The following is a 19,274-nucleotide window of genomic DNA, read 5'->3' as shown; positions in this document are numbered from 1 at the left end:
TATATTGATTGACACCCAATCAATTATCAAAACTGTTGTCACTACCAAAATACAAAAAATATGGAAACCGAACAACAGCAAATTGAATCAACCAACTCTACCTCAGCAGAAGCTACTGTAGCTCTTCCAGGAGCAGGCAATCAAAACTTACCAATGCTACCTCCAGCTAATCAATCTAATGAGCAATGGCGACAAATTGGTCGTCAAGTTTCCGATTTTCTGGAACAGCTTCCTGTTTATTTGGGCAGTTTCTTTAACCAATACAAACAGCCTTTGCTTACCCTAGCTGTAATTTTGTCTGCGATTGTTGCACTGAAAGTAGTGTTAGCAATCTTGGGTGCAATCAACGGAATTCCCTTGCTTTCACCAACTTTTGAGTTAATTGGAATTGGTTACACAACCTGGTTTGTTTCCCGTTATTTACTCAAAGCTTCGACTCGGCAAGAATTAACCTATGAAATTCGAGATTTACAAAGGCAAATTCTAGGGAAAGAATATAGCGAAACTTGAAACTAGTGCATAAGGCTGTTGAATGCAGTCTTGAGCGCAGAATAGACAAGTTTTGCTACCTTTTCCAGCTGTACTAGTAGAATGTGTGAATAAGTTGTAGGATGAGCGTTGCTCGTTCTACAACTTATTCATTAGGATTACTTATTAAATTAGCTAAAATAATATTAATTACTTTGCTGTTAATCGCAGAGTTAATATAGTATTGAACCCATATTCAAGCATTTTGCCCTTAAAGAGAAATCAAGATATATCTACGGATAGAGTAAATAGTTGCTTAACCTAATTAATTCACTTCTAAAGATAGTATCTTTATCTAGGAGTTAAAGCCTAATCTAATTCAAGAAGTTATTCAACAAAATGTTTTACGAGGACTTGAATTATGGCTAATAAAGAAGTTAAGAAAGCAATAGATTCATCCGACCGCGTTGAATCAGATGTATATGATAGAGGTATTATCCCTGCGGAAACTGCTGCACGTAAAGAAAGAGAAGGAGACTTGTACAAAACAGTCCCCACAGAAGAAAGAGAAGCAAGCGCTCCCACCGATGACCAAACCGACACTGACAGCATACGTACCACAGACGGCTACACAGTTGATAAAGAAGGTTTATTAAACAATTACGCAGTTGAGCCAGAAATGTACTACGAAGTTCCTGGCGATGCACGCGAATCCGCAGCACAAGACACTGCTAACCGCGTTGAGGAACTCATCGAAGCAAATGAAGATAAAGAAGGTGAGTTAACAGACAAGGATGACACTCGGGGTAGAGGCCCAGGACTCGTTTAGCTTGTTGCTGCAACAATGGTCGGAGATTTATAGAGGTACTTTAATTGTGATGATGAGGATTTTTGCCTCATCATTATTTTTATGTGATGTAAATGCTTGTATTGTTAGAACTCCAATGGACTTCTTGCAGAAGTGGGGAAAAGGGTAATGGGTAAAGGGGAAGGGGATAAGAAAAAAGCCTTTCCCTTTAACCTTTTCCCTTTCCCCCTCTTGTAAAAATATTTTTGCAAGAGGTCTAATGTAGCTGCATTAATAAAACACTAGTGAACAGATGAATTTACTGCTTAACCCTTTACTCGCGTCTGGCGCATTACCAGAAAAAGGTCTAATTAAGCCCCTGGGTCACCATGAGTTGCTGCTGGTGTTGCTGGAATTAGCTTTGCTGCTCCTGGTTGCTAGAGGCTTGGGCGAGTTCATGCGTCGAATCAAGCTACCACCAGTGGTGGGTGAACTACTCGCAGGGGTGCTGCTAGGTCCATCAGTGTTCGGCTGGATTTTGCCAAATTTACAGCATCATATTTTTCCTAAAAGTCAGGCGCAGTCTGATTTGCTTTCAGTTGTCTCTTGGTTAGGCGTGCTGTTCTTACTAATTGTGACTGGATTAGAGACAGACCTAAACTTGATTGTCCGTAAGGGCAAAACAGCATTACTAATTTCCTTAGGTGGTATTATTATCCCCTTTGCAACAGGACTAGGGCTGGGTTGGTTTCTCCCAGACAATTTTTTGGCAAACCCTGAGCAAAGGTTAATCTTCAGTCTGTTTATTGCCACTGCCATGAGTATCTCAGCAGTACCAGTGATTGCTAAGGTGTTAATGGATTTAAAGCTGATTCGGCGGGACATTGGTCAGGTGACTCTCGCAGCTGGGATGACCGATGATACTCTCGGCTGGATTCTGCTTTCAGTGGTGTCTGGGTTAGCAACAAGTGGTAAATTTGATTTCCCGACGGTATTTAGATCAATTGGCGGCGCAGTCCTGTTTTTAGGAATCGCCTTTACCTTGGGGCGATCGCTCATGACTAGAGTATTGCGCTGGGTAGACGATTATATTGGTGGGCCGACAGCTAGTTTGTCAGCTTTATTGGTGATGGCATTGAGTGCTGCTGCTTTCACCCACACCTTAGGAATTGAAGCAGCACTAGGAGCTTTTGTCACCGGGATTTTGGCAGGACAATCACCCCGTTTTAGCCGAGAGGCTGGTTTAACTCTCGAACTCATCACGGCTGGGTTTCTCGCTCCGATTTTTTTTGCCACAGCAGGATTGAAGGTAGACTTGCTGCAACTGCTCAGTCCCCAAACATTTGTGGTTGGCTTAATAGTGTTGGCGATCGCCTGTTTTGGCAAATTTACTGGCGCTTATATCGGTTCTCGTGTAGGTGGCTTAAGCCACTGGGAAGGCATTGCAATGGGGTCAGGGATGAACGCCAGGGGTGCGATGGAGATTATCGTTGCCACCATTGGGGTTTCCTTGGGTGTACTGAATCCACAGATGTATTCAATTATTGTGATGGTGGCGATCGTTACCTCACTCATGGCTCCGCCTCTGTTACGCTGGTCACTTTCCAAAGTCTCAATTGGTGAAGAAGAAGCCCAACGCTTAGAGCAAGAAGAACTAGCTAGCCGCAGCTTTATCAAGCGCATTCGTCGGGTATTAGTACCCACTCAAGGCGGGCCGAATGTCAGGTTAGCTGCCCAGTTAGTTAACCATTTGGCACAGCAAAATTCTCTGGAAGTGACTGCTTTATATGCCAAAAGCGATCAACAACCTCTACGTAAATCAGTAAAAGCCATAGCAACTGCTGTTAAGGATAATACAGCAGAAACCGCTATTGCTGCCGTAGCCAATGAAATGAATCTCCCCAGCGATTCGCTGCTACAAACCAAAGTTGAGTCTGGGCAAAACAAGGCTGATGTAATTTTAAAAGAAGCTAATAAAGGCTATGACCTGATTGTTTTGGGTGCTACAGGAAATCAGCGTTCTCGCGGTTCGCTATTCAATTTGTTAGTCGATCGAGTGGTTCAGGAAGCTCCTTGCGCCACAATGGTGGTGAAGTCAAACTTATCTGCAACCGAGCCAAGTGGCTATCACAAACTTGGTCATATTTTAGTACCCACCAGTGGCAACGAGTACAGCCTACATGCAGTTGAAGTTGCTAGTACAATTGCAGCTCAAACTGGAGCAACTGTCACTTTAGTTAATGTCGTCAACCGGACTCAGCGTGAATATGTTTTGTTTGAAGAGCAGACAATTCATTCTGTAACAGACATTGCCAAACAGATTGTGCAGCAGCAAGCTGAAGTGGGACGAGGATTTGGAGCCGAGGTTAAAACTGCGATTCTGACTGGCATTCCAGAGTTTGAAATTATCAAATATGCCCATACTATGCAAGTAGATTTGATTGTTTTGGGCAGCAGCATTCAGACAATAACAGGTCGAGTATTCTTTGGTCATCGTGCTGATGCCATACTCAATAAAGCACACTGTCCGGTGGCTGTGATTACTATTCGTAGCAACTAATTATATAGGAATCCGCTTTGATTCGGAGAAATTATTTGCGTAGGGAGGGAACAGGGAACAGGGAACGGGGAACAGGGAAGAAGGAATAAAAGTGTAATGAGGTTTTTTCAAAAATCAAATACGAGTCCTATAGTTATTTTCAGATAAGGAAACATCAAAAAATCAATAATGCTGCAATTATTCTTTATTCCCTATTCCTTTCGCCTCAAAGGGCTTGGTAATTAATCCCTTTTGAAAAAAGAATGTGACAGATGGGTAGGGGCACAATAATATTGTACCCTTCCGAATGATTTATGTTTCACAGACATTATTTGAACTGGTATTAAGTAGGTCAACTTTAAAAAACGTAAAATAGATTCTTTGTGATTACTTCGCTCCACTGCGTTACGTACCCTACGGGAAGGCGTTCCGCCAACGTAATGACATTTCATGTTTAATTAGGTTGAGCTACTTACTTCAGTGGAATGCGAATTACAAACTCTGTTCCTTCACCAGGAGAAGAAGTATACTCAAGAGTGCCACCGTGTTTTTCGGTAATAATTTGATGACTGATAGATAATCCTAGTCCTGTACCTTTACCTTCTGGTTTAGTAGTAAAGAAAGGATGAAAAAGTAGGTGCTGTACTTCTTTTGATATACCAAGTCCGTTGTCCGCAATCCTAATTACTGCATATTCATCTTCTACTGCTGTTTTAATATTAATAATGTTGGGTTGTTGCTCTAAATCATGATAATCCTTGCCTTCATTAGATTCTTCTAAAGCATCAATGGCATTTGCCAAGAAATTCATGAACACTTGATTAAGTTGCCCAAGGTAACAGAGAACTTGGGGTAAATTACCATAATTTTTCACGACTTGAATTGGCGGACGATTAGGTGTAGCTTTGAGCCGATGTTGCAGGATCATCAATGTGGTGTCTATGCTTTTGTGAACATCGCTAAGTTTTCTTTGCCCATCATCATTTCGAGAATAATTGCGCAAAGATTGCATAATATCTTTAATACGATTGGTTCCTACCTGCATCGAGTTCATCATCTTAGGCAAATCTTCTAATAGATACTCTATGTCAATCTCTTCTCCATGCTCTTGAATAATCGTAGGCGGATTTGAGTAGTGCTGCTGGTATAGATTTAAGTGAGCAATCAAATCTGCAATGTACTGTTTAGCATAGGAGAGACTACCACTGATGAAGCCCACAGGATTGTTTACCTCATGAGCAACGCCAGCCACTAGTTGCCCCAGAGAAGATATCTTTTCAGTTTGTACAAGTTGCGCTTGCGTGCGCTGGAGTTTTTCTAGGGATTGTTGCAGTTGTTGAGATTTTTCCTGCTCACGGGCGTAAAGGCTAGCGTTTTCAATGGCTATGGCTGCTTGTGTTGACAAAAGCTTGAGAATTTCCAGGCGATCGCTGGTAAATGCATCAGTAGTTAAGTTATTCTCTAAATAAATTATGCCAATCAATTTGCTTTGATACAAAATTGGCGTACATAAAACAGATTTGGGTTGATGCTGGAGGATGTAAGGATCGGCGCTAGCAATACTTTCTTGGGTAGCATTTCCCAAAATTAAGGCTTGCTGGGTTCTAGCAACATAGTTAATTAAGGAAGTTGGAACATCTGCACTGCTTTCTACAGGCGTAGATTGCATAATTATAAAATTATCGTTTTGTTCTTTATGAATGGCTTTGAGGAATAGCTGATCCTGTTTTTCCAAAATCAAACATCCCTTCTGAGATGCTGTATTTTCTAACAGAATGTGCAGCAGCTTTTTCAGGAGATTATCGAGAATAATTTCGCTGGAAATGGCTTCTGCTGCTTTCATCACCGTTGCCCAGTCTAAAATATTGTTAGTGCTGTTAGTATTGCTTGTAGTTCTGGCGATATTTTGGTGAGAGGTTATTGATGTTAACCAATCATCGATGATTCCCCGATCGCTCTTACCTATAACCTGAGTTCGAGTAATTAAATCGGGATAGCGTTTTTCTAAGTCTGTTACCTTAGCGATCACTCCCCATTTAATATATCCATAGTAAGCCTCTGTCATATAGGTTTTGGCAATTTTAGTTTTACCCAAATCCAAGTAAAACAGTGCAGTCCGTTCGTTTGCCAAAGACTCTTCTTGAATGTAGCCATTTTCGCCAGCGCCAGCAATGGCACAATCATACAAATTCATCGCTACTAAAACTTGTTCTTGGACTCGCGCTATTTCTGCTGCTACTAAGTCATATTTATGTTGAAAATTACATGGTGCATGTTCTGCCCAATGCTTTAACTTTGCTTGATTAGTCTGTACTTGTTCTAAAATTTGGCTTTGTTTGTCTATTTCAACATGCATATAATTAGCTAACAGCGCCAAAGAATAGTAGAAGTAGTAAACACTAACTAACATTATTCCTAAAGTCGCTCTTTGATAAGGAGTAGCTTTTTTACTGTAATTAATAGCTTGCTCATATTCTGCGAAAATATACAGAATAACTACCTTAGCAATATAAGCTGCAAAAAGTCCTTGATAGTAATTAGTTTGCTCAAACCAAGGAACAATATTTGTCTCATCAAAAATTTCCCCAATTAAATCACATGGTTGGGATACTGCACCCTGAAGATTTAAAACTAATTGTCCCCAAATACTGGCATATCTAACATAAGGCTGTTGCTTGATTTTTCGCAGTAAATCAATGTATTGATTTTGGCGATGGTTCACTAATTCTAAGTTTTCTCCAGATATGAACAATTGGGTGCAGTAAGCAATAATAGTTAAACCGGCATGAGCAATATTCCCAACTTCTAAACCGCTATGTATTCCTTTAATTAAGGGATTAAATGTAGATTTTACGTGTTCCTTACCAGGTAAGGCATAGGTACTGACTACCATGTAGACTTTGACTTCTAATTCTTTGGCAGGATATTGTTCTAACAAGCTAAAGGCAATTTGACCTGAGTGATAAGAAACAGCCGGATCGCCAATAATAGATTGTAAAAATGCACTATAAGCACCATAAACATAAGATGCTAATGGCGAGTGACCATGTTTTAAGCACAGATTTACCATTGTTAAAACTACCTGGGGATAAATATCCGGCGCAGATTGATAAGCAGCGGCAGAAATTTTGCTAAGAATGCGAATACTTGCCAAATGACATGGGTCGGTCATTTCTGGAAAAGTCGCTAAATCTGACAGCAATGGTAGTTGCGGTAAACTCTTGCTATCACCTGTATAATTAACCAAAGCAACTCCTAACATTTCTACTGCATTTAGCCCAACTTTCACGGCTTGGAATTGTTGAGCTTTGGCAATATTCATGTCTATTATGAGTTCATAAACTTTAACTAGATCGAGTAAATTCACTGCTTGTTGAATTACAATATCTGATAATTTCTGTGCAACCTCAAAGTTAGTTGTTAAATACTCTGCTTCTGCACCTTCAACATAAATATCTAAAGTTAAATTATATTGACATTGCCAACAATTTTCAGCTAAAAGTTCTCTCGCTATTCGCAAATAACTTACCGCAGGCTCATGGGCTGCGGCAGCTTTTGCCTTATGCCCAGCAGTTAAATTCAATTGTGCCAATTCATCTTTTTGTGACTGCGTAGAAAAAAGGTCAATAGCGTAATTAAATTGATTGACAATGTCAAAAATATGAGACTCAATTTCTGTTTTAAATCTACTTTGCAGAAGTAATTGACCAATCTTGAAGTGGGTTGCTTGCTTCTGCGATTCTAAAATCAGTGAATATGCTGCTTGCTGTACGCGATCGTGCAAAAAACGGTATGTTATTTGAGAATTATCAAACCCCATCATGTCTAACTCTTCATCCGCAAACAATAGGGGTATGCTGTATTCATTACTCAACGGCAAAATTAATCCCGCCTGTAAAGCCGGTTCCAAAGCAGTGGCAACGAGGAGCGATCGCTGTTCGCTGACTGTGGCTAAAATATTCAAACTGAAACGCGCACCTATACAGGCTGCTAATTTCAGAGTATTCTGAGTAGTTTCTGGTAACTTGGCAATATTACCTGCTACTAACTCCACTACACTTTTATCTGCAATTCCCGTAGCTTGAATCTGTTGTAAATCCCATTGCCAAGAACCTTGAGCAAAATCAAACTTGAGCAGTTGGTCTTGGTGTAAGGTTTTGAGCAGTTGGGTGAAAAAGAAGGGATTCCCTTGACTTTTGTTGAATAATAATTCTGCTAGAGATCGGCTGGTTTTGCCATCATTTAAAGTGTCTGCCAAAATTTGCTGTACATGGTTAAATTCCAAGGGATACAGCACAATATTGTTAATGACGGTTCCGGCTTGAGAAATTTCCTCTAATGTTTTAAGTAATGGGTGACTACCAGTCACTTCATTATCTCGATATGCTCCAATTAGTAGCAGATATTGAGTATCTGGGTTGGTCATCAGCACTTGGATGAAATCTAGGGAAGCAGAATCTGCCCATTGCAAGTCATCCAAAAATATGACTAGTGGATGTTCGCTTTGAGTAAAAACCTGAATAAAAGCTTGAAATACCTGATTAAATCGGTTTTGTGCTTCTTTCAATCCCAATTGAGGTACTAGAGGCTGTTTGCCAATGATCCGTTCAACTTCTGGAATTACATCAATAATTACTTGTCCATTACCATTCAACGCTGACAGCAACTTCTGTTTCCAAAGTTCTAATTGAGCATTAGTTTCTGTAAGTAACTGTTGTATCAGGCTTTGCAAAGCCTGAATTAAAGAAGCATAAGGAATATTACGTTGAAACTGATCGAATTTGCCACGGATGAAGTAACCACGCTGGCGAACAATCGGCTTGTGAACTTCGTTGACTAAGGATGATTTCCCAATCCCAGAGTAACCAGATACAAGTACTAACTCAATTTTGGATTGTGATGCTACTACGCGCTCAAACGCCGATAGTAACATTAATACTTCTTTTTCCCGACCGTAGAGTTTTTGGGGAATCAGAAGATTAGCTGTGCGATCGCGTTCTCCTGGGATAAATTTTGATATTGTGCCCTGAGTTTTAAGTTGCTCTAAACAAAATTCTAAATCTGCCAATAGCCCCGCCGCAGTTTGATAGCGATCTTCGGCATTTTTCGCCATCAGTTTGGTAATAATTGCTGCCAAGACTTCAGGTACTTCTGGGTTCAACTGCTGGATGGGAGTTGCTTGCTTGGCAATATGGTAATGAATTAACTCTAAGGGGTCATTGCTCTGAAACGGCAGTTGTTCGGTGAGTAGTTCGTATAATGTGATGCCTAATGAGTAAAAGTCACTGCGGTAATCTACAGAACGATTCATTCGCCCTGTCTGTTCTGGCGACATATATGCCAGAGTACCTTCCATGTGGTTAGGATTGGTGATTTGAGGAGTTTCTTTATCCAACCGCGAAGCGATGCTGAAGTCTGTGAGTTTAACCTGCTCAGATTGCGGATTGATGATGATGTTAGCAGGCTTAATATCTTTGTGAACAATGTGCTGTTGATGCAGGGAGTCAATTGTTCTGGCTAGTGAAACTGCAATTTTGAGGAAACAGAACAGAGAAGGTTTATGCGTTGAGAGCCATTGTTTGAGACTAATACCACCAAAATCTTCGCCAACCAGAATCAGACGATGTTCATAGCTTTCGATGCTATAAACCTTGACCACACCTTCTAAATCCAAAGTTTCTCTGATTTTATATTCGTGTTTGAGGCGCAAAATCTGTTCTAGGCTAGGATAGTCAGCTTTAAGTACTTTGAGAATTACTGGTTGTTGGTTCCTCTGGGAAGTTCCCCTGTAAAGAATGGTGTCTAGTCCCTCATGAACAACTTCTTTGAAGTCATACCCTGGTATCCCGAACAATGCAGACACTATATTTTTCCTCTTTTATAAAATTATTTTTATATCTATAGATTTCCCTAGTAACAGAAATAAATAACTACAGCAAGTCAAAAAAATCCAAATTAGTCTGTCAATTGCCCAAAAGAGGAAATAGCTACAAAATCAATATTTTCAGCTAATAAGCCTATTACTAAAATTTTTGTGTTATACCTGTATCGAAATTATTATTCAACTTGTTAATTAACAGGGGAATTACACAAATATGACGCAGCAATTTCACAGATCAGAGCTACAGTATTTCAGTAATCTTTATATTTTTGGTGACAGTTATTCGGATACAGGCAATGCTTTCAATACTACTGGAGGTGTCCTAGCCGCACCTCCCAACTATCATGGGCGATTCTCTAATGGTCTTTTGTGGATTGATTATCTGGCAGACAGTTTAAAATTAAGCTTACAAACAAGTACAGAAAATAGCTCAAGCAATCAGAGTATTAATTTTGCTTTTGGAGGTGCAACAACAGGTCTAGAAAATTTATTTACTGCCGTTATCCCAGACTTACCAGAGTTACCAGGATTGCAACAACAAATACAGTCATACACAAGCTGCTTACAACAAAGTCAGCAATCTACTGACCAGAATGCACTATATATTATCTGGGCTGGTACTGCGGATTACGCCCCATTTGTAAATGGCGTTCCTAAATATAGCGATACTATTACCACCATCGCCAATATTTCTACAGCTATAAAAGCTTTAATTGAATCCGGTGCGAGAAATATTTTGTTAGTAAACGTTATTGATATTGGTAAGACACCTCTAGCATCAGAAGTAAATCATATTACAAATTCCCATCTAGTTAGTCAGGTAGTAGAGAAACATAACCAATCTTTGAAAGAAATTGCATATCTTTTTGAAGACAAGATTAATTTGATGTTATTCGATGTAAAATCTGTTGTGGATAAAGCGATCGCTCATCCGCACAAGTTTGCCTTTACTAATACAACTCAAGCTAGTTCACTTGTGGAAGGTAGCAATCCAGATGAGTATGTATTTTGGGATCAAGTACATTTAACAAACAAGGTCAATCAATTAATAGCGAATGCGGCTTTAGCAATATTATCAAAGCGCTAAATCTCAAACGGTTCTATTTTGCGATCGCGCCATTCTCTTTAATACTATTTAGCACAATACAGTTCAGTTAGGTTCAAAAACCTTAAACTGCGTAGGTTGGGTTGAACGAAGTCAAACCCAACACCAACAAACCCTTGGAAATGTTGGGTTACCCTACGGGAAGCCGCTTTGCGTCTACGTTCCTCAACCCAACCTACAGATTATCTTTAACTGCGTTCGATGAAAAGATGCAAATCATTTCCATATCTAATCAATCAATTCATCAGATACAGTATCTAACAGCAGCTGCTGGTGGTGTTGGTGTGATTGAAAGATATCTGCCAATTTTATTAGCAGAAGTTGATTCTTTACCTAATAATTTAGATGCAATTATTGTTACTAGTGATTTACAAGGAATAGATCCAAAAAATCAACAACTTCTCGGCTATCTTCTCATTGAAGAATTAGAAAAATTAGCCGAGATAGGCAAAATTCCTGCATTACAAAATACAGGGATTATATTAGCAGGTGATTTATATGCAGAGGTCAATAGACGTGGTGGAGTAGTTGGTGATGTCCGAGAAATTTGGTTGGCTTTTAATCGGAGATTTCGATGGGTGGCTGGCGTCGCAGGAAATCACGATAGTCTAGGTAATACACAATCAGAAATTCAAATTTTTCAGCAGAATCGGAATATTTACTATCTCGACGGTGAGATAAAGAAAAATGGTGAGCTTAGTCTTGCTGGAATTTCTGGTATTATTGGCAAAAAAGGCAAACCATTCAGGCGTCCTGAAAAAGAATTTCTTAGAACAATTCGAGCACTGGTGAAACAGTCGCCAGATATTCTGATATTACATGAAGGGCCGAACGATTTACAAGGCAATTTAGTTGGGCAAGAATCTATTCGACGTGAGTTAGAAAAAATAAATCTCACCAATAATTTATTAGTGATCTGTGGTCATTCTTATTGGAAAATTCCAATGATAGTTTTAGAAAATGGTATCCAAGTCATCAAGGCTGATAGCCGTGTAATCGTAATTCAGCCGCAGAAATAATGTCAATGTTTTAGTTAGATCTCAAACGGTTCAATTGAGCGATCGCGCCACTGTCTCTGATACCATTCAGCAACTAAGGGACGGACAATAAATTTAGGCTGACCATCGCCTTTGACATCAATGCGAAGGCAGGAGTAAGGTCTATGCTTTTGGAAACCCTGTCCGCTGCGTCCGATGAAAAGATGCGATCGCGCGACTAATTTCTCTCCATCTCTCCTAATTTCCCTCAAATCTGGCCCCTCAGTTCGCTGGCGGCGTAAACTAAAACCACTACCACCACAAACAATCCAAGGGATATGAGAATCAGCGTGTCCTGTGTCTGCTGTTTGAAGATATTCTAGGCAATGAGCATGACCGTTAATCACCAAATCAACTAAAGGACGCCCCTGAGTTAGGGAACCTAATTTTTCAGCCACCGCATCTAGTACCCCACGCAGGCGGTTACGGATTGCCAAAGTTTGTGCTTGTTGCCATTTTGTCGCCTCAGTTACATAGGGAGGATGATGAAAGTAAATTATCCTGCCTCGAACTTCTTTGGTGTTCCAAGATTCAATTAGTCTTTGCCTTAGCCAGTCTAGCTGTTCAATATCAGTCAATGTTGTTTTGTCACTGGTTAGTTGCTTGTCGATATCAACAATAATTTCCTCGATTTGGGTGAGTTTTACTTGCAAATCATCTAATTGTTCGGCATCCTTGGGGTTGTTTGGATTGAGGATTGCTGAATCTGCCATTATTCGCTGCTTTTCTAGCTCTAAATCAGCGCGGCGTTTCTCTAAGATTTTGCGATCGGCATCGCCTTCTTGAGTTTTAGGCAGTGGTGGCGGATCGTTAAATGTATTGGAATCCAGCGCGAAGAAATCAATACCACCGTAACGAAAGGTGTAATAGCGATTTGGTAGACGGGTAAAGCTTCCTGGCTGATAGGAAAGACAGCGACCACTGTCTGTTTTACTGGTGTAATGCTGGTCTAGGTGACGGGCTAAGTCTCCGGGAAATTGAAAGGTGCAGAGATAGTCTAGAAACGCCCGTGCATAAGCATCACCCGTTCCTGAGCCATATAAACCGACATCCAAATCTAGTCGCGATTGCAGTAAGCGGCGGATGGGTAATGTTGTTGCAGAAACTAAGCCAAATAAAAGTGGCAAATCATAGTAATCGTGATTTCCTAGTACAGGTAAAATCGGCAGATTGAAAACCATTTTGTCATAGGCAATCTTTTTCGGCTGTTCACCACCTACGAGAAACTCTTGGTAAGGCTGGATAAAGTTCTGTTGGTAGTACTCTCTCGACCCCACAAGATAAATCACATCACCCGTATGCAGCATAAAACGGCATTCATCATGATGGGGTAACATCAGTTCAGCAACTCGTCTTTGGGGATCGTGCCCCTTGTGCGTTCCGGCACCACTATCGCCTACAACCAAAAACGAGAACTCAGAATCGTCTGCGTGACCATCTTCTAGTACTAGCTTAGTTTGGTCAATGCTGCGTTCCAAAATTAACGGGTCTTGCCATTTTACCCGTTGCTGCATCTTGCGAATTTTTTTAGCGATCGCCGGATCGGAAACAAGTTTCAATGCACTTTACTCCTGAATTTGGCATTAGTCAGTTGTCATTTGTCATTGGTCATTTGTCATTTATTATTTCTCCGCGTTAGAGCGTCCCCTTGTCCCCCTTCTTTACTCCTCAACTGTATCTTTGAACTCAATTGTTAAGTTGGGCAGTCCCTCTAACTTTTCTGTAGGTACTTCCTCTTCTACCATTGGTACAAAAACCTTCAAGCCAGCTGGTACGCACTTGACTTCTATCGGTGTGTTACCGATGATTTCACCATCTAGGACTACTTTTTGCGGTGGTTCTGTCGTGATTTTAAATTGTTTGGCTCGCAGGTAGCCAATATCATCCCTCTCTGCTGGATTACCTGAAGAAGCAGTTTGAAATAGGTGATATGTGGCTGCGATCGCTCCTGCTTTAGTAACTGGAGCGACAATTGTTAAATCCAGCAGCCCATCATCATAAATCAGGCCTGCTGGTCCTTGAGCCAAAACTGAAGTCGGAGGTGCGGCATTTGCCACTGTTACAGCCACAGCGCTGGTTTTAATTATCCTATCTTCAGTTTCAATTTCTACATCAAAACTTTCTAACTCCCGCAACTGTTGAAGTCCTGCCAAGACGTATGCCATAATCCCAAAGCGTTTTTTAGCTTCTCGGTCTGCTTTTTCTACAGTTTCAGCCTCAAAACCTACCCCAACTAGTAGTACCATTGGCAGATCGTTGCAATAGGCTACATCTACATTTTTAGTTGTTCCTTGCAAGATAGTCTCGCAGGCGGCGTCAATGGTATCAGGAATACCTAAAGCTGTGGCAAAAGCATTTGCTGTGCCTCGAGAAATAATCCCTAAGGGAATCTCAGTATTGATTACAGCTGCCGCGGCGGCTGAGAGAGTACCATCTCCACCCGACGCAATAATTTCATCTACCCCACGCTCAACTGCTGCATAAGCCAGTTTGTCAGCACCGATTTCTTCAGTAGTTATGTAAATATCTAAGTCAATTTCTGGCTCTAGTATTGCTCGAATCTGCACCAGATCTTGTTCTGAATCACCCTGACCCGCAACCGGATTAAAAATAAGGCAGGCGGAACGTTTCATAAGGATAAAAACTTAAGATACAAGATCATAAAAATAACAAATTATTCATAGCATACCTATAAGATTTTTACTTCCTCCTGATGGCTGCTTCCCTGTTTAGCACACCGCCAAAGTTATACCGATGTTTGCCCTAAAGTCCGAAAAACCGCATACTCAAAAGGTAGATATCTGCCAGTTTAGCCTTCCTTTTGGACTTCTGTGGTTCAAATCTCGTAATGAGTAACCAAAATCAAACTCGGAAAATTCTACTTTTATCCGCAAATCCCAAAGGTAGCAGTCAGCTGCGTCTGGGTGAGGAGATGCGCGAAATTAAGGAGGGGTTGAAAAGGTCAAAGAATCGTGACCAATATTTCATAGCCACATTAGATAAATACTGGCAAGAAGTTTTTGGGCTGAATAAAAACTGTACTCGTTATTTCCAAAAATATTTATTAGCGGTTACTGATAGTCCTTTAGTTTTAGCTATAGATAACTTTGAGCGACTCTTTGCATATCCAGGTATGCAGATTTAATAGATGCTATTAGGGCTGATTGTCAGTTTAACCCTCAACGTTCTCGCTGTTAAGTCTTTGTTTAACCTATTCTTTTTTGTCTTATCCTTCTGAATGGATAAAGTCGAGCTAAGAGCAAGTTCTTCAAGAAGGCTACACTACACTAAATGCCAATTTTAATGCAATACGCTTGGGTTAAGAAAAATCGTAGGTTGGGTTGAACTTTAGTGTTACCCAACCTACACCTGCCCCCTGCCTCCTTCAATGAAAAATCCCTAAGCTCGTCCCGCCAGGTTTGCCACGAGCCATGCCAATTGAACAGGTTCAACGGGTTTAGCAACGTGTACTTGAAAGCCAGCTTCGATCGCTTGCTGTCGTTCTGCCTCACTTGCGTAGGCAGTAAGGGCAACGGCTGGAATTTGCCCGCCCGCTTCGGCACTGAGCGATCGCACTTGCCGAATCAGCCAGTAACCGTCGTCTTCGGGCATCCCAATATCGCAAATCAGCACATTGAATCGATTGGGGTCTTCGCAAAGAGCGGATAAGGCTGCTCTAGCCGATGCGGCGGTTAGTACTTGGGCCCCATAGCTTTCCAGCACAAATCTGAACAGATCGCAGGTATCAACTTCATCGTCTACGGCTAAAACGCACAATCCTGTTAAAGCAGGCACAGGTTCAGCCGAAGTATTGACCGCTTCCATCAATGCCATCGGCTCTAGATCACTTGCTGATGTCACCTCTGAGGTGAGATTCTGTAGCGGCAGCCGAACGGTGAATGTCGCGCCTTGCCCCTCACCTAGACTTTCCGCCTGCACCGTGCCGCCGTGCAGTTCGATCAGATGACGCACGATCGCTAGCCCCAATCCCAGCCCTGCTTTTGCCTTGGTGGTGCTGGAGTCTCCTTGACGAAACCGCTCGAAAATGTGCGGCAACAAGTCCGCCTCAATTCCTTGTCCGGTGTCACTGACTTGAATTTGAGCGTAAGTCCCGATCGACTCAAGCACAATTTCGACTCGTCCACCTGACGGCGTGAATTTGATGGCGTTGGAGAGCAGATTCCACAAGACTTGCTGTAAGCGATTGATATCCCCAACGACCATTGCACGATTCAAGTGTGAAACAAGTTGAATGTTCTTGGCTTCGGCTGAGAGTTGAATAGATTCGATCGTCGCTCGAATCACCACGCGTAAATCAATCAGACGGGTGTTGAGAAACAGCTTACCGCTGGTGATGCGGGAAATGTCGAGAATATCTTCAATCAGTTGAGATTGCAATTTTGCACTGCGCTCGATAACTTCTAGGGCATGAGTGACCATCGCTGCATTCAGGTTGCGCGTGCGAAGCGTTTTTGCCCAACCCAGCATGGTGTTGAGCGGGTTTCGGAGTTCATGGGAGAGGTTCGAGACAAATTCATCTTTGGCTCGGTTGGCGGCTTCTGCCTGCTGACGGGCGACTTGCTCTTGTTCTAATAGCCGCGATCGCTCCACTTCAAACTGCTTGCGATTGGTGATGTCTGAAATTGCCAGCAAAATCATGTCCGTCTGGTCGTCTCGTTGCAGCTTGCAGGCATTGAGCAGCATGGTTTTTTGCCCAATGCCCTCAAAATGATGCTCTACCTCAAAATTTTGAACTTGACGATCGTTGATTAACACGTCTTCTAGAAGCGATCGCAGTTCGGGAATATTCCACTGCTGATTGCCTAGCTCAAACAAGAAGGCTCGCTCGGTTTCAGCTTGAGTAACCTGAAACATCTTGTAGAACGCTTGATTGACCGTGTTCACCCGCAGATCGGAGTGTAACACGAGTAGCGGGATCTGCACGGTTTCGACGATCGCTTCTGCATAGTTACGAGCAATTTCTAACACTTCGGCATGGGATTTGAGCGCGTTGATGTCGAGGAAAACCATAGTTACCCCGTCAATTTGATTTTCCGTCGTGCGATAAGGGCGAATGCGGAGTGCATACCAGTAGCCTGCTTGAGTTTGGATCTCCTGCTCTTTGGTGTTGAGCGTCTCCAGTACCTCTAAGGTCATCGCTTCTAAATGAGAAACGTTAAAATCAGTGCGGAGGTCGTTAAACGGTCGGCCGACATCGGCAACAATGAAATTGAACAAGCGCTGCGCGGCAGGTGTAAAGCGGCGAATTCTCAAATCATTGGTCAGCATTAAAATGGGGACGCTGATGCTCTCAATGAAGTTGTTCAGGTCGCTATTGTCTCGGTTTTGTTGCAGATTGCGGCTACGAAGTTCGTCGTTTGTTGTGGAAAGTTCTTCGTTAGTGGCTTGAATTTCTTCTTTCGCCGTTTGAAGTTCTTCGTTCGTGCTTTGCAACTCCTCGTTGCTTGACAGGATTTCTTCGTTCGCTACGCGCAGGCTTTGGTTAAGATAGTTCTGTTCTTGAATGACCGCTTGCAGATGAACTTGCGCCGAAAGTTCGCGTTGCGTTGCGGCGGCTAGCGACTGCCTAAGCTGCATCACTTCACGCTCTAAGTCTTCTAGCTCTTGCCCCTCAGTCAGGGTGGAAGTGAGGGGAGTAGCCAAAGGTAAAACCGCTTCAAAAATCACTAGAAAATAAGCCGCGTTTGCCGTTGTCGGCTGAAACGGCATCACTTCCAGATTGAGAAACGTGGATTGCTCACCCGATTTAATCTCAATTCGTTCTTGTCGAACCGAAACGTTTTGCGTTTGAGCTTGATAAATTGCCGTCCGCACCGCGATCGCCAATCCTTCTCGCGCCATCAGCAGCAAGTTTAAGTCGATGCTGCCAGGGGTGAGTTTCAGGTAGCGATCGGTGTCTCCACGCATAGACAAAATCTGCATTTGGTCGTTAACAACAACAGAGACAGGCGCATAGCGATTTGAAATCAGCCGATCGATTTCTCGTGCCAGATCCAACGTACTGGCGATGGTTTCAGTGACGCGATCCTGATGAGCGACGCTGACAAAGGGCAAAGGAGGAGTCGTAAACGAAAACAGCGATTGCGTCGAAGTCAGCTTCCTTGCATAAATCTTGGCCGCTTCATCCACAGAAGTAAACAATTCTGAGGAAGTTTTGACGCTCTCTGAAGTACCCAAGACCAGAAAGCCCCTTGAGTTGAGGCTGTAGTGAAACAGCGACATGATTCGCTCTTGCAACGGATCGGATAGATAGATCAGCACGTTCCGGCAGGTAATCAGATCGAGATTCGAGAAAGGCGGGTCGCCGCCTAAGTTGTGACGAGCAAACACACACAGTTCGCGAATTGCGCTGCTGATTTGATAGCCGCCGCTTTCCAGGGGCACAAAGAAGCGATGGCGGCGCTCTGGCGAAATGCCTTCCATTTGGCTGTCTAAGTAGAAGCCGGCTCTAGCTTTGTCGATGGCGGCTTTGCTAATATCGGTAGCGAAAATCTGAATCGGCGGCACGGTGGCGCGATCGCTAAAAAACTCTAACAGGCAGATGCCGAGGGAGTAGACTTCTTCTCCGGTTGAGCAGCCTGCCACCCAAACCCGAATCGGTCTTGCTGCGGTTTTGTTTTGGCTAATCGCCGGAAAAACCTGCGCTTTTAACTGCTCAAACGTTTCCGGGTCACGAAAGAAACTAGTGACGTGAATCAGAATTTCTTCATACAGTGCTTGCACTTCAGCCGGATGCGCTTGTAGATACTGAGTGTAGTCTTCTAGGGTTTCTAGCTTATAGAGCAGCATCCGTCGCTGCATTCGACGCTTGATCGTGGTGGGCTTATAAGCGGTGAAGTCAACGCCCGTCGTTGTTCGCAACAGGGCAAAAATTCGGGTCAGCGCATCGCCTGGTTCGGACAACTTCTCTATAACTTGCAGTGGCTCTGAGTATAACAAAAAGGGACTGCGGCTGAGGGCAGCTATTTGTTCGGCGATCGCTTTTGGCGGCAGCACAAAATCAACGTTCCCAGTTGCCACAGCGGTACTCGGCATACTGTCAAATCTTGCCGTGTCTTCACACTGAGCAAACGTCACCCCGCCAGCTACTTTGATCGCTTTCAATCCCTGAGCACCGTCTCCATCCATACCCGATAGCACGACAGCGATCGCTTTGCTGCCGCGATCGGCTGCCAATGATTTAAAAAACGCATCCCCCGGCAGATATTTGCCCTCAATCTTCTGACGCGAAGCCAAGTGCAGCATACCATCGACAATCGTCATCTCAGTATTAGGTGGAATCACATACACTTCGTTTGGCTCGACCATCATCCGGTCTTGTACCTGCTGCACTGGCATGGTAGTGACTCTGCCTAGAATTTCAGACAGCAAGCTTTTGTGGTCAGGAGATAAGTGCTGAATCAGCACGAACCCCATGTCCGTATCTGCGGGCAAGT

10 protein-coding genes are annotated in these 19,274 nt (G+C 42.7%); 6 read left to right on the top strand and 4 right to left on the bottom strand.

Translation table 11 applies throughout. The features are described from left to right. Positions 1–60 precede the first annotated feature (60 nt). From BV372_RS01100 to BV372_RS01090, 3 genes are all read left to right on the top strand, one after another. Positions 61–510: a CAAD domain-containing protein gene (locus tag BV372_RS01100; protein WP_086681924.1), complete on the top strand. Its 450-nt coding sequence runs from the start codon at positions 61–63 to the stop codon at positions 508–510. A 379-nt stretch (positions 511–889) separates the two neighbouring features. After that, on the top strand, positions 890–1,297 hold the full coding sequence (locus BV372_RS01095) for a hypothetical protein (RefSeq protein ID WP_086681921.1): 408 nt from the start codon (positions 890–892) through the stop codon (positions 1,295–1,297). Between the two features lie 271 nt (positions 1,298–1,568). Continuing rightward, positions 1,569–3,815: a cation:proton antiporter gene (locus BV372_RS01090; protein WP_086681917.1), complete on the top strand. Its 2,247-nt coding sequence runs from the start codon at positions 1,569–1,571 to the stop codon at positions 3,813–3,815. Between the two features lie 451 nt (positions 3,816–4,266). Here the strand turns inward: BV372_RS01090 and BV372_RS01085 are convergent, their stop codons facing one another. Continuing rightward, positions 4,267–9,657, bottom strand: coding sequence for an ATP-binding sensor histidine kinase (locus BV372_RS01085; protein WP_256973053.1), 5,391 nt, complete (start codon positions 9,655–9,657; stop codon positions 4,267–4,269). A gap of 232 nt (positions 9,658–9,889) precedes the next feature. Between BV372_RS01085 and BV372_RS01080 the strand changes: the two genes are divergently transcribed. Both BV372_RS01080 and BV372_RS01075 read left to right on the top strand, forming a co-directional pair. Beyond that, on the top strand, positions 9,890–10,762 hold the full coding sequence (locus tag BV372_RS01080) for an SGNH/GDSL hydrolase family protein (protein ID WP_086681914.1): 873 nt from the start codon (positions 9,890–9,892) through the stop codon (positions 10,760–10,762). Positions 10,763–10,863: 101 nt separating this feature from the next. After that, entirely contained in the window at positions 10,864–11,799 is a 936-nt protein-coding gene (locus tag BV372_RS01075; RefSeq protein ID WP_256973052.1) for a metallophosphoesterase, read from the top strand. A 14-nt stretch (positions 11,800–11,813) separates the two neighbouring features. Here the strand turns inward: BV372_RS01075 and BV372_RS01070 are convergent, their stop codons facing one another. Together BV372_RS01070 and BV372_RS01065 are read right to left on the bottom strand one after the other, a co-directional pair. Next, positions 11,814–13,376 carry a metallophosphoesterase gene (locus BV372_RS01070; RefSeq protein ID WP_086681908.1) on the bottom strand — a complete coding sequence of 521 codons (1,563 nt, stop codon included), beginning with the start codon at positions 13,374–13,376 and terminating at the stop codon, positions 11,814–11,816. Between the two features lie 102 nt (positions 13,377–13,478). After that, positions 13,479–14,450: a YegS/Rv2252/BmrU family lipid kinase gene (locus BV372_RS01065; protein WP_086681905.1), complete on the bottom strand. Its 972-nt coding sequence runs from the start codon at positions 14,448–14,450 to the stop codon at positions 13,479–13,481. Between the two features lie 215 nt (positions 14,451–14,665). Here BV372_RS01065 and BV372_RS01060 point away from each other — a divergent pair, with 215 nt between their 5' ends. Then, entirely contained in the window at positions 14,666–14,962 is a 297-nt protein-coding gene (locus tag BV372_RS01060) for an AAA-like domain-containing protein (RefSeq protein ID WP_086681901.1), read from the top strand. Positions 14,963–15,216: 254 nt separating this feature from the next. Here BV372_RS01060 and BV372_RS01055 read toward each other — a convergent pair whose 3' ends face one another. Next, on the bottom strand, positions 15,217–19,272 hold the full coding sequence (locus tag BV372_RS01055; RefSeq protein WP_256973051.1) for a CheR family methyltransferase: 4,056 nt from the start codon (positions 19,270–19,272) through the stop codon (positions 15,217–15,219). Positions 19,273–19,274 lie beyond the last annotated feature (2 nt).

Source organism: Nostoc sp. T09 (genome assembly GCF_002154695.1).
Classification (GTDB): Bacteria; Cyanobacteriota; Cyanobacteriia; order Cyanobacteriales; family Nostocaceae; genus Aulosira.
The sequence above is the reverse complement of the archived record's forward strand: the minus strand, read 5'-3'. Positions and strand labels throughout refer to the sequence as shown.